Origin of the sequence: Methanolobus bombayensis (assembly GCF_017873415.1) — an archaeon.
In the GTDB taxonomy this organism is placed as follows: Archaea; Halobacteriota; Methanosarcinia; order Methanosarcinales; family Methanosarcinaceae; genus Methanolobus; species Methanolobus bombayensis.
Map to the genome: position 1 here is coordinate 1 of NZ_JAGGKD010000019.1, position 11,772 is coordinate 11,772.

Genomic DNA, 11,772 nt, shown 5'->3' on the forward strand with positions numbered 1-11,772 from the left:
GCCAGCGTTCCATACTGTACTTAAGTACGAGAGTCTTTGGGAAATATGGATCGCTGCCAGCTCACTCACACATGATCTAACAACTTCTTTTTCTATTTGCTTAATTTTTAGCTTTTAGATCAGCTATTTCTAATCTCATGTAGATTCAATGTACCGCACAAAACGCGGCACAGAATAATAATTAATTGATAACTCATTATTTTAATTATCTTATTTTTCAGGATTAATTACGATAACATCCTCATCATGAACTCTTCTCTGAGCCTCACGATTTGCTACTTCAATGAATTCCTCGTTTATTGTTTTCTTACCTGCAACCCATTTATCCATTATCACACAGGTTACAAGATCTCCAGTCACATTAACTGCAGTACGGCTCATGTCAAGTATCCTGTCAACTCCTATTATAAGCGCAATACCCGAGGTTGGTATTCCCACGCTGTTCAATATCATTGCAAGGATGACAATACCAACTCCTGGTGTTGATGGAGTACCAATTGATGCACCTACAACAGTAACCATTATAAGTAACAGTTCTCCAAAACCAAGATCCACACCAAAAGCTTGTGCAAGGAAAACAGCAGCTATACTCTGATAAAGAGCCGTACCGTTCATATTAATAGTAGCACCAAGTGGAATTACAAATTGGGAAATAGAAGGTCTGACTCCGACATTCTCTTCTGCAGTCTTTATGGAAAGTGGCATGACTGCGGCAGAACTGGATGTTGAAAATGCAAGTAATAGCACATCACGTATAGACCTTAGAAAAATCAATGGATTTTTTCTGGTTATTATTAGAATAATAAGCATATAAACAATCAACATTAGTAAGAGGCCAAGCAATACTGTACCAACATAGACCAGCATTCCCATCAAAGCATCGATTCCAAGATTCAGCGTGAATTTACTTATAAGTCCAAATACAGCAACAGGTGCTAATAACATACTCCAACGAACAACAGTCATGCTTACTTCCTGAAGTGAACCAAGCAATTCAAGCAGAGGTTTTGATTGTGCCGGTTGCATGGAAACAAGAGCTACTCCTATTATTATAGAGAAGATAACTACTTGTAGCATCTGTCCTGTTGCAAGTGATCCAAGAGGATTTGTCGGAACAATTGTAGTTATCATTTCTGGAAGTTCAGCCACCTCCAGTGACTCAATTCCGGTGGCATCTGCTTGTGTTGAATTTGAAGTAACAGTACCTTGCACAAGATCAGTGCTAATGTAGGTACCTGGATTTATTGTCAGTGCAAGCGTAAGTCCTACAAGTATTGCAAAAGCTGTGGTAACAAGGAAAAATGCAACTGTTCTCAGACCAATCTTCTTTAATTGTTCCATGTCCTCTCCGGATGCAATTCCTCGAATAATTGATGCAAAAACAAGCGGGACAACAATCATCTGGAGAAGTGCAAGGAACAGATAACCCGGTAGCGCAAGCCATTCCCCGATTGTATAGGACATTTCCTTACTTAGTATTCCAGTCGAAGGGCCAAGTACCAGTCCTGTGAGAATACCCAGGAACATTCCTATTAAGATCTTTAACCAGAGCCTTCCCTTCATGAGTTCCTGAAGGTGATAGTTGAGATTCTTTAGTGAACGCGGGTGAATTAGCGTAAGTGGATCCGGTAATTTGTACCTGCCTGACATGACTCCACTTTTATTTTTCATCTTTAATTGCATTTATGGTATTTTGACTGAAAGATAGGCATTTATGCAAGTGTGCACTTATATGATTATTTGTGAGTCATCAGGAGGGATAATATGGGACTATTCAATAGAATGGAAACAGTAGTCAAATCAAAAATGAATAAACTTATGGATCGTATGGAGGACCCACGCGAAACACTGGATTATTCCTATGAAAAACAGCTGGAAATGCTACAGGATGTAAAAAGAGGTGTTGCTGAAGTTACAACATCAAAAAAGAGACTTCAGCTACAGAGGTCCAAAATCCAGCAGAACATTGAGAAGCTTGATGGTCAGGCAAAAGAAGCTATCAAAGCAGACAGGGAAGATCTTGCACGTCTGGCACTTGAAAGAAAAAGCTCTCTGAATACTCAGATTCAGGGTCTTGATCAGCAGATAGCCGATCTTGAAAAAGAACAGGAAAAGCTTGTTGCTTCAGAAAAGCGTCTTTCAACCAAGGTTGAAGTATTCAGAACCAGAAAAGAAACCATAAAGGCTCAGTATTCTGCAGCCGAGGCTCAGGTCAAGATTAATGAATCTGTATCAGGCATCAGTGAAGAGATGGCTGATGTGGGACTTGCAATTGAAAGAGCTGAAAATAAGACCGAAAATATGAAAGCACGTGCATCTGCGCTTGATGAGCTTATTGATACAGGCACACTTGATGACCTTACAAGCAGCGGAGATGATATTGATAGAGAACTTGCAAAGATTAATTCGGCAAATGCTGTTGACCTTGAACTCGAGCAACTCAAAAAGGAGGCAGGTAAATGATCATAAGAATTGTTGGTGAAGGTCAGTACGAAGTTCCCGAAAGCTTTTATGATGAATTGAATGTCATTGACAATAAAATAGTTGATCTTGTTTCAGAAGGAAATGAGGGAGAATACAAGTCTGAGCTTACAAAACTCATAGACAATATAAAGTCCTGCGGAAACCAGATCGATGCTACAGAAATTGTTGAATCAGATGTTATTGTTCCACCTGAGGATCTGACATTTGAGGAAGCTAAAGAAGTATTCAAAGGTGAAGGTATATTTGAAGATTAAAACCTGAGTTTTAGTTCTTAAATTGGCATACTCCAGAGGGGATACCATTTCCCCACTTCTTTTTCTATTGGAAGTTCATTTTCCATTAACGACTTAAGCCTGAATTCCATATTGTTGTCCCTATTGTTCTTTCCTCGGGGGACAAAAGGATAATAATTCCCCTGTTTGAAATTATAGATCCAGTAAACAGGTCCTTCACTCTCAAAACGATATACTGCACAGAGTATCTGTTCGCCGAATCCTTGTTCAACAAGTGTCTGGGATATCATGTGGATATTGGTCACCAGATCCTCAAAATCCTTGTCCTTCAGGATAACCCACAGAAAATTATATTCATCTTTCTCTATGCTAAAATCTGTACCTGTTTCTTTGGTACTGAATTGCAACAGTTCTTCGATCTCTTGTCTGGTGTTTGTATATTTTGACATATCCATTGACTTAAAGCAAATCCCGGCAACAGCAGATGGTTTAAGGTTCAAATTGAGTTCCAGTGTTATTACTGCTGTTGATATGGCAAAAAGCTTGTCAGTCTTTGCTTTAGGTACTCTGCTACTTCCAAGTACGGAACCCAGTAGATCGCGAAAACCCATTAGTATTCGATCTCCCTCTGTATCTTTTCAAGGGCAGCTATTCTTTTTTCCATGGATGGGTGGGTTGAAAGCATGTTCATAACCGATCCAGAAACAGCTGCAGGTATTATGAAAAATGCATTCATTCCTTCAACTTTCCTCAGGTCTTCCGTAGGAACTTTTTGCATTGTTCCACTGATCTTTCTAAGAGCTGAAATGAGTTGTGTTGGCTGACCTGTTATGAGTGCAGAGCCTCTGTCTGCTGCAAATTCCCTGTATCTTGAAAGTGCACGTATAAGCAGGAAACTTAAAACCCAGACGATTATGGAAACTATCCATATAGCAATAAGTCCACCATTTGAATTTCTGCGATTTCCGCCAAAGCCTCCAAAATAAAAACTGTATCTTACGATATAGAATGCCAGTGTTGATATGAAACTGGCTATTGTCAATACAGCCATATCCCTGTTTTTAACATGACTCAATTCATGTGCAAGCACAGCTTCCAGTTCACCCTGGTCAAGCTTACGCATAAGTCCTGTTGTAACTGCAACTACGGCTTTTTTCGGACTTCTTCCGGTTGCAAAGGCATTGGGTATTGAGGTATTTACAACAGCCACAGTTGGTTTTGGAAGACCAGCTATGACGCAGAGTCTTGTGATCGTTTCATGGAGCTTTGGCTCTTCTGCCTCGGAAACAACATGTGCACCAGTGGACCACAGCACCAGTTTATCAGAATAGTAATATTGAGCTCCCATAAAAATAGCAACAAACAGCAGCACAAAGCCTGCAGATGCATACTGGGAAAGGAACACAAGGAATGCAAGGTACACTGCAGCCAGAAGGAACATTGTCAGTAACATTCTTTCTTCAAGTCCAAGGTCTTTTTTCCATTCTACCATTTTAGCACCATTTCCTGTAAATAATATCGGTATAATAATACTTTTCAATTTTCACTCAATGTCAGTTTTTTCCCGGTGAAGAAGCCCTTTCTGCCAGTCATTTATGATTCTGACAGCAGTCCGGTTCTCATCAATTTCTCCCTTCTTTTTCAGGAAATTGCACTGAAGTCCTATCATTTCGAGAAGATCATAAGAGTTTTCATCGGTGAAACTGATCTTATAGAATGATTCCAGTAATTCTCTGTCCTCATCAACGAGTTTTTCAATGATTTTAAGAGCCACACCAATCGGATCTTTAAGGTGAGTTGAATCTTTGATTCCCAGAAGTCCCTGTATATATTCGTCATGTTCGTCAAACGGGAATACGCCAGGTGTATCAAGAAATACTATGCGTGATCCTGCATTTACGATCTGCACGCCCTTTGTATGGCCTGATATTGCAGACGTTGAGGCTTTACCTCTTCCTGCAACACCGTTGATCACAGAAGATTTGCCGGTATTAGGATAGCCAATACAACCAACATGTATGTCCCGACCCTGTATGTCAGCTACTTCCAGTATTTTGTGCCTGAGCATCGTAGTCCCAAATCTCTCTTTTGAAGAAACAAATACAGCAGGTGCTATTTTTGCCATTCTTGATTTTGCTTTTTCAAGTTTTTCTTTAGGGACAAGATCACACTTGTTCATTACAATGATAAAAGGTTTTTTTGCACGTTTTAGATCCTTTTCAATCTCACTGTTTCTGGTGTCATCTGGAAACCGTGCATCTATTACTTCAAGAAGGACATCAGCTTTTTTAATGACATCCTTTACCAATTTTTTCTGGCTTGCCATGGTATTTCTCGGTATCAGAAAAGTTATTCGTATAATTCATATTGTATTTAATGAGTTTCCATATTCCCTGAAAGAATATATTATCTTTGATAGATTGCAAGTATTCTGAATTTGTTCTTGCAGTTTGCTAGCATTTATAATATTAATGGACAATATATTAGTGGTTGATAGTATGACCATGATATCGTTTGATTCACAGTTATGTACAAATTGTGGAACATGTGTGGTAACATGTCCACTTGGTCTTATATTAGAGGGAGATAAGGCTTCAGAAAGAACACCTTTCATGCCAGATAATCTGGATGCTGTTTGTGCAAAATGCGGAAGTTGTGAAGCATTCTGCCCGGAAGGTGCAATATCTTCTCTGTTTGATACTTCGTATTCTAAAGTATCATTGAAAGATTTCAGGGACATTGGTCCGGAACAACTTGGTATATATATGAGAAAACGCCGGTCAGTGCGCAATTATTCATATGAGCTTGTCAGCAAAGAAAAGATAGAGCGCATAATGGATATTGTTCGATATGCACCTTCAGGTGTCAATTCACAGCCGGTAAAATGGCTGATAGTCCATAATCCTGAAAAGGTCCGCAAGATAACCTCACTTACAATTGAATGGATGCAGGGATTGCTGGAGTCTGATGATGAGAATCCGATGAAAATGATGATCCCTACTTTGATATCTGCATATGAAAATGGAAAAGACCCTATTTGCCGTGGTGCACCACACCTTGCAATAGCATATACTGTGAATTCACAGTACATAGATTCTACTGACAGTGTAATAGCTCTTACCTGGTTTGAGCTGGCAGCACCTGCATTTGGTCTTGGTGCATGTTGGGCAGGTTTTGTAAAAATAGCATCAATAAGTTATCAGCCTCTTATAGATGAACTTAACTTACCTCCCGGTCATGTTGTCAGGCATGCCATGATGTTTGGTTATCCTCGGTATGATGTACATAGTATTCCTGGTAGAAATCCGGTTGATATTAAGTGGAAATAACCTTACTTATTTTTCTTTTTTCAATAAATATATCATTATTTTAAACATTGATGCTTTTATAAACTTCTGATGCATGTTTTGGATAAGGTGTTGTCTGAAAGTTTCAGATCTTAGCAATATTTAAGTATTAGATAAACACTATGAAGATGCAAAATAATTTGTGCAGTTGGCTGCACAATTTAATTATTTAATGTATATCTGCAATACTACGATCAGTAATTTATAACGTTATATCTTATTACTCGCTTGTCTTTGAGTATTTAAGGATGTTTTAAATGCCGGTCACATACGTCGACCTACACACTAATTGATCATGACACTCTCTGATAAACCCCGGGTACTAGTTGTTGATGATGAGCCTATGAACGTTGAGCTACTCCAGGCTTACCTATCAGATGATTACGATGTGCTGTCAGCTTTTAATGGCCACGAAGCACTTGATATTGCTTTCAGGGAGATGCCGGATATTGTTCTTCTTGATGTAATGATGCCAGATATCAATGGTTATCAGGTTTGCGAGCAGATCAAAAACTCACCATCTACTCAGTTTATTCCTGTAGTTCTGGTGACCGCTCTTTCAGGCAGGGAAGATAGATTAAGAGGTATTGAGTCAAAAGCCGATGATTTTCTCACAAAACCTGTCGACAGGCTCGAACTTAAGATGAGAGTGAAATCTCTTCTTCGCATAAAAAGCCTTCATGATAATCTTATAAAGGAAAGGGATCAGGCAGAGAACTACTTTGATGTTGCAGCAGTAATGATGTTAGTGCTGGACTCAGCTCAGAATATCACTCTTATAAATAAACGAGGCCTAGAGATAATGGGGTATGATGAGTCAGAGGTTATTGGAAAAAATCTTCTTGACAACTTCATACCTGTTGCCTCAAGATCTGACATGGAAATCCATTTTTTAAACTCTCTGAATCCTGCAGGAATAGGCAGCACTTACTATGAGTGCCCGGTGATTACAAAAAACAATGAGTTGCGTATGGTTAACTGGTATTCCAAGCCTCTTATAGATGAAAACGGTAAAATGACGGGGGTACTTTTTTCCGGTCAGGATATCACTATCCGTAAAAAAGCAGAGGAGAAACTCAGGGAACAGACGCATGCTATGGAAGCATCCATAGACGGAATGGCTATTCTTAGCGAGCAAGGTGTTTTCACTTATGTTAATGTTGCTTATGCTCAGATATTCGGTTATGATAATCCAAGGGAACTGATAGGTAAAAAATGGGATATGCTTTACAACCCTCCTGAGGTTAGGTTGATAAAGTCTACAATTTTTCCGGAATTCATAAAAAAGGGTAAATGGAAAGGTGAACTTGTAGGCAGAAGAAAAGACAAAACTACTTTTTTCCAGGAGATGTCTCTAACTGTTCTTGATAAAGGTCTGATATCTGTTGTGAGGGATATCTCTGAGCGCAAGAAAGCAGAGTCGAAAATCAATGAGTACGCGATTCAGCTTAAGAATTCAAATGAATTAAAGGATCTGTTCATGGATATCCTTCGTCATGATCTCTTAAATCCGGCAGGTGTGGTCAAAGGATTTACTGATATGCTGCTTAATGAAGAAACAGATACTAATAAAAAATATAAGCTTCAGCTTATCAACAGTAATGTGTCCCGTCTTATTGAAATGATCGAGTCCGCTGCAACGTTTGCCAAGCTTGAAGATACAGACGAGCTGGAGTTCAAACCAATGGATATTGGTATTATTCTCCGCAATGTAGCCGAGGAACTAATGCCGCAACTTTTAGCAAAGAACATAACTCTTGATATGAAGATCTCCGGTAATTATCCTTCAATAATGAACCCTTTGATAGATGGTGTTTTTACTAATTTTATATCCAATGCTATCAAATATGGTCCTTCTGACAGTGTTGTGACTGTAGATATTCAGGATATTGGAGACGAATGGAAGATTGTTGTCTCCGATGAAGGCGAGGGTATTCCTGATAAGGATAAAAGCCTGATATTCAATCGTTTCCAGCGCCTTGCCGAGAAAAAGAAAGGTGTAAAAGGTTCAGGTCTCGGACTTGCTATCGCTAAAAGAATCATAGACTTGCACGGTGGTAATATAGGTGTGGAAGATAATCCTGCAGGAAAAGGCAGTTCTTTCTGGGCAACAGTAAAAAAAGCATGAGATGTTATTTTCCGATATCTTCATACCATATGTCCGGTTTTTCATGAATGAATTCTTTCATGAGTTCTTTGCATTCATCTATATCAAGGTCAATAACTTCAACACCATGTTCTTGCATGAACTCTGAAGCTCCATCAAATGTTTTTGCTTCTCCTGCAATTACCTTTTTTATCCCGAACTGCACAATAGCTCCGGCACAGAGATAACATGGCATGAGTGTAGAGTATATTGTTGTTCCCTGATATTTTCCAATCCTTCCTGCATTGCGTATGCAATCGATTTCTGCGTGGGCCAGGGGATCATCGTGCTGGACTCTTCTGTTGTGCCCTCTGCCTATTATCTTTCCTTCTTTCACAAGAACTGAACCTATAGGTATTCCTCCTTCTTCCAGTCCTTTCTTTGCTTCATCAATAGCTTTTTGCATGAATTTGTCCATAATATTCCTTCTACAAATTTAACAGACTGCAATATAGTTGGTACTAATATATTAATTTCATTCAAAAATAAAAATCATTTCTGATTACTGGTGATGGAATAAAAACGGAAATGTAAATGTATGCTCACGCATACTTTTATTTTTAATTGGAAAGCATCAGGTTTCCAAAGAAACAGCTGTCTTTATGGGCACTAATTGCTGCAGGCTTAAGAAGAGATATGCCTTTGTTCATTGTTTTTGATGCTGTAAGTATGTCCATAAGTGACAATTTACCGGATTCAAATCCGTCTCCTACTGTTTTCATACCTTCTATGAATCCTTCTTCTATAACATCAACAGGGTCAATACCTGAGCTAATTGTCTCCATTGCTACGTTTATTGCTTCAGCATCGTTAAAGTTAATTACAGAATTTTTAGCTTTGTCGATAAGCTCTCTTTTTGTAGGATCATTATCATTCATTATCTCATCATTCCTCAGACATTTTTCTATTAAATTGAAAGTTTTGTTTTCAGGACAGGAGCTCCCGTCAGGCCTTCCCTATATTTCATTTTTCATAAGAATCTTGTCTACCAGAATTATATATTTGCTCGATAAATATATAGTATCAATATATGAATGAGAGTTGTAAAAAGTATAATTCCCACTATTATTTCTTTATTCTGAACACTCGGTCATTTTTGCGAACGATATCTTCAACGGCAATTCCTATTTCGTTTCCTCTTTCTACAGAATCTACCGTTTCCCCTTCCTGTACAATTGATGTAACTTCCTGTTCAAGATAAGTAGTATTACCTTCGATAATTATCGTATCACCGTTCTCAAGTCCTTTTTCCAGCAGTTTTACCGCAGCTGCAGATTGCTTAGAGTAATAGTTTGTTACTATTCCAACTGCTTCTCGTTTAACGGGGGATGCATTCATGTCAAAATCAAATGCCAGGCTGTCAGGTCCGGGGTAACCAAAGTAGAATCCTGTTGAAAATCCTCTATTGTATTCGAGTGCCATTTTCTCTTTGAGTGGAAGTACTTTATCTCTGGTAAAATTCCCTTCTTTGAACAGGTCAATTGCTTTTCTATAAGACTCCGAAACAGTTGCAGTGTATCTTGGATTTCTGAGTCTACCCTCTACCTTGACGGAATCAATTCCTGCTTCAACAAGTTCGGGTATGTACTCTATCATGCAAAGGTCCTTTGCACTCATAAGATATTTTCCTTCTATATCAATAATTGCACCGTTGTCAGAATGAAGAGACCATTCCCATCTGCACGGCTGGCTGCATTCTCCACAATTTCCTGACTTGCCAAGAAGGTATGCTGAAAGATAACATCTGCCGGATATGGCCTGACACATTGCTCCGTGAACAAATGCCTCAAGTTCCATCTTTGTATCCTCTTTAATTTCCTTTATCTGCTCAAGGCTAAGTTCCCTTGCAAGTACCACTCTGTTAGCTCCCAATGACCTGTAAAACTCTGCTGTAATCTGGTTTGAGACATTTGCCTGTGTTGATATATGTATGCGAAGGTCTTTTTCTGCTGCTTTGGTAATAGTGGCGGGATCCCATGCAATTACGGCATCAACTTCTGCCGAGGCTGCATTTTCAAGTACTTGGTCCAGTTCTTTTAGATTATCCGGATATATTACGGAGTTCACAGCCAGATAGCCTTTAAGTCCATGTGAATGGATCTCATCAATAAACAAGGCAAGTTTCTCAGTAGTTATCTCCTGTGCCCGTGATCTGAGGCTGAGTTTGTCCAGGGAAAAGTAAACTGCATCTGTGTGTTTCCGACATGCTTTAAGAGCTGCTAGGTTTCTGACACCCGTTACAAGTTCTGGAATTTTGTGTTCTTTAGATTCCGTGGACATTGATGTATGGATTCAAATTAAGATTTAAATTATTTGTGTTGGAAATCAAGTTCAATTGTTCAATGGACAATCTTTGTTCGAAACCGGGAAATTATATATAGTATTATACACTATATTGCAGTATCAAGTAAGATTAGGGTAGCCTAATCTTGCAAGGGGATATAAAATAATATTCCTTTTTCAATTTCTAAAAAACCAATGAGGTAAAAAATGGCTCCAATAATACCACTTGCTATGATGCCCGAAGGTAAGGATAGTAAGATTATTTCAATTAATGCAGGTAAATGTCTGATTCATCGTCTCAGATCAATGGGCTTTATTGAGAATACTCTGCTTAAGGTCAAAAAAGGTGTTAATGGTTCTCTTATTGTGTCCATAAACGGTTGTGATTATGCGCTGGGTATGGGGATGGCCACAAAGATCATGGTGCAGGAATATTCTGCATAAAATCATTTTTTTTTAAAATAGAAAAGAAAATGAAGCTTTAAGGCTTCATTTATTAGTTTTACCAAAGTAGTCTTAAGTTATTCTTCCTGTCTTTTTACGAATATGAAGGCAAGTCCGATTATTGCTGCAATTGGTGCTGCAATTGTTGGGAACTCAGGAATTTCCTCTGAATCAGGACAATCATATCCATATTTGTATATGGTCACATCATAATCGTTAGAGTTAGTATTTTTGATTTTTATTGAATGTGTGCTGTAATCCAGATCTGTAATTTGTAGTGTCCTGATCGTTTGTTTGTCAATAGATTGCCCAAGCCCAACATCTGAGTATGTGTTATTTGACCATACCTGAGTTCCATCTACATATACACGTGCATAACCGTCATTCCTGTCACTGGCAAAAACAATGCAGAACTCACTGGTAGGATTCTCAGTGTTAATGAGCATGTAATCGCCTTCATTGATTACGGCCAGTCTTCCGTCTGCATCCGTCCAGGTACTTCCTGAAATTGTTGTAGTAAATATATTTTCAAAACCAGTTATTTTTGAGTTGGAATTTCCATACACGTAAATTTCGGGAGTCGTGTCTTGCTCTATATATGTTGTGGAAACTGCAGATGCAGTACCTGCTAGCATTAATGCGGCAATGAGCATCAAAGCTATGTTTTTCAAATTGTTTTTCTTCATATCATACCACCAAGATTTATACTAAATTGTCTTTGATAATTGTCTCATCTATATTTTTGGTATATAAACATTGTGAAAAACTAACATATGTTGTTATTACCATCATCATCATTTCTTTCAATTTTAGAAGTTTTTACTAAGAACGTAAA

At 38.5% G+C, this 11,772-nt stretch carries 13 protein-coding genes; 5 read left to right on the forward strand and 8 right to left on the reverse strand.

What is annotated here, in order from left to right:
* Positions 1–210: 210 nt before the first annotated feature.
* The gene (locus tag J2746_RS13240) at positions 211–1,671 is read right to left on the reverse strand and encodes a dicarboxylate/amino acid:cation symporter (protein WP_245250174.1); all 1,461 of its coding nucleotides are present in this window, start codon (positions 1,669–1,671) and stop codon (positions 211–213) included.
* 93 nt (positions 1,672–1,764) lie between these two features.
* Between J2746_RS13240 and J2746_RS13245 the strand changes: the two genes are divergently transcribed.
* Positions 1,765–2,463 (forward strand): PspA/IM30 family protein, encoded by a 699-nt coding sequence (locus tag J2746_RS13245; RefSeq protein ID WP_209621995.1) that lies wholly within the window; start codon positions 1,765–1,767, stop codon positions 2,461–2,463.
* Positions 2,460–2,738 carry a PspA-associated protein PspAA gene (gene pspAA, locus J2746_RS13250; protein WP_209621998.1) on the forward strand — a complete coding sequence of 93 codons (279 nt, stop codon included), beginning with the start codon at positions 2,460–2,462 and terminating at the stop codon, positions 2,736–2,738. The genes J2746_RS13245 and pspAA overlap by 4 nt, the downstream gene beginning before the upstream one ends.
* Before the next feature lie 17 nt (positions 2,739–2,755).
* Here the strand turns inward: pspAA and pspAB are convergent, their stop codons facing one another.
* From pspAB to J2746_RS13265, 3 genes are read right to left on the reverse strand one after another with little or no spacing between them, the layout of a single operon-like run.
* Entirely contained in the window at positions 2,756–3,328 is a 573-nt protein-coding gene (gene pspAB, locus J2746_RS13255; RefSeq protein WP_209622002.1) for a PspA-associated protein PspAB, read from the reverse strand.
* Positions 3,328–4,209, reverse strand: a complete 882-nt coding sequence (gene htpX / locus J2746_RS13260) for a zinc metalloprotease HtpX (RefSeq protein WP_209622005.1) — start codon at positions 4,207–4,209, stop codon at positions 3,328–3,330. Before htpX ends, pspAB begins: the two co-directional genes overlap by 1 nt.
* A gap of 51 nt (positions 4,210–4,260) precedes the next feature.
* Positions 4,261–5,043 carry a GTPase gene (locus J2746_RS13265; protein WP_209622008.1) on the reverse strand — a complete coding sequence of 261 codons (783 nt, stop codon included), beginning with the start codon at positions 5,041–5,043 and terminating at the stop codon, positions 4,261–4,263.
* 178 nt (positions 5,044–5,221) lie between these two features.
* Here J2746_RS13265 and J2746_RS13270 point away from each other — a divergent pair, with 178 nt between their 5' ends.
* Positions 5,222–6,046: a nitroreductase family protein gene (locus tag J2746_RS13270; RefSeq protein ID WP_245250178.1), complete on the forward strand. Its 825-nt coding sequence runs from the start codon at positions 5,222–5,224 to the stop codon at positions 6,044–6,046.
* A 313-nt stretch (positions 6,047–6,359) separates the two neighbouring features.
* Positions 6,360–8,192 (forward strand): PAS domain S-box protein, encoded by a 1,833-nt coding sequence (locus J2746_RS13275; RefSeq protein ID WP_209622011.1) that lies wholly within the window; start codon positions 6,360–6,362, stop codon positions 8,190–8,192.
* 4 nt (positions 8,193–8,196) lie between these two features.
* Here the strand turns inward: J2746_RS13275 and J2746_RS13280 are convergent, their stop codons facing one another.
* From J2746_RS13280 to J2746_RS13290, 3 genes are all read right to left on the reverse strand, one after another.
* Positions 8,197–8,628 (reverse strand): nucleoside deaminase, encoded by a 432-nt coding sequence (locus tag J2746_RS13280; protein WP_209622014.1) that lies wholly within the window; start codon positions 8,626–8,628, stop codon positions 8,197–8,199.
* 142 nt (positions 8,629–8,770) lie between these two features.
* On the reverse strand, positions 8,771–9,088 hold the full coding sequence (locus J2746_RS13285; protein WP_209622016.1) for a cobalamin B12-binding domain-containing protein: 318 nt from the start codon (positions 9,086–9,088) through the stop codon (positions 8,771–8,773).
* A gap of 187 nt (positions 9,089–9,275) precedes the next feature.
* Positions 9,276–10,490 (reverse strand): peptidase U32 family protein, encoded by a 1,215-nt coding sequence (locus tag J2746_RS13290; RefSeq protein WP_209622019.1) that lies wholly within the window; start codon positions 10,488–10,490, stop codon positions 9,276–9,278.
* Between the two features lie 210 nt (positions 10,491–10,700).
* Between J2746_RS13290 and J2746_RS13295 the strand changes: the two genes are divergently transcribed.
* Positions 10,701–10,937 carry a FeoA family protein gene (locus J2746_RS13295; protein ID WP_209622022.1) on the forward strand — a complete coding sequence of 79 codons (237 nt, stop codon included), beginning with the start codon at positions 10,701–10,703 and terminating at the stop codon, positions 10,935–10,937.
* 77 nt (positions 10,938–11,014) lie between these two features.
* On the opposite strand, the gene J2746_RS13300 is transcribed toward J2746_RS13295, so the two are convergent.
* A complete protein-coding gene (locus tag J2746_RS13300; protein ID WP_209622025.1) occupies positions 11,015–11,623 on the reverse strand; it encodes a PEF-CTERM sorting domain-containing protein in 609 nt (202 codons plus the stop codon).
* Between the last annotated feature and the right edge of the window lie 149 nt (positions 11,624–11,772).

Coding starts and splice junctions, on each gene's coding strand:
- J2746_RS13285 (WP_209622016.1), bottom strand. CDS start 9,088: ATGAATGATAATGATCCTACAAAAAGAGAGCTTATCGACAAAGCTAAA.
- J2746_RS13245 (WP_209621995.1), top strand. CDS start 1,765: ATGGGACTATTCAATAGAATGGAAACAGTAGTCAAATCAAAAATGAAT.
- J2746_RS13290 (WP_209622019.1), bottom strand. CDS start 10,490: ATGTCCACGGAATCTAAAGAACACAAAATTCCAGAACTTGTAACGGGT.
- pspAB (WP_209622002.1), bottom strand. CDS start 3,328: ATGGGTTTTCGCGATCTACTGGGTTCCGTACTTGGAAGTAGCAGAGTA.
- J2746_RS13295 (WP_209622022.1), top strand. CDS start 10,701: ATGGCTCCAATAATACCACTTGCTATGATGCCCGAAGGTAAGGATAGT.
- pspAA (WP_209621998.1), top strand. CDS start 2,460: ATGATCATAAGAATTGTTGGTGAAGGTCAGTACGAAGTTCCCGAAAGC.
- htpX (WP_209622005.1), bottom strand. CDS start 4,209: ATGGTAGAATGGAAAAAAGACCTTGGACTTGAAGAAAGAATGTTACTG.
- J2746_RS13280 (WP_209622014.1), bottom strand. CDS start 8,628: ATGGACAAATTCATGCAAAAAGCTATTGATGAAGCAAAGAAAGGACTG.
- J2746_RS13240 (WP_245250174.1), bottom strand. CDS start 1,671: ATGAAAAATAAAAGTGGAGTCATGTCAGGCAGGTACAAATTACCGGAT.
- J2746_RS13275 (WP_209622011.1), top strand. CDS start 6,360: ATGACACTCTCTGATAAACCCCGGGTACTAGTTGTTGATGATGAGCCT.
- J2746_RS13265 (WP_209622008.1), bottom strand. CDS start 5,043: ATGGCAAGCCAGAAAAAATTGGTAAAGGATGTCATTAAAAAAGCTGAT.
- J2746_RS13300 (WP_209622025.1), bottom strand. CDS start 11,623: ATGAAGAAAAACAATTTGAAAAACATAGCTTTGATGCTCATTGCCGCA.
- J2746_RS13270 (WP_245250178.1), top strand. CDS start 5,222: ATGATATCGTTTGATTCACAGTTATGTACAAATTGTGGAACATGTGTG.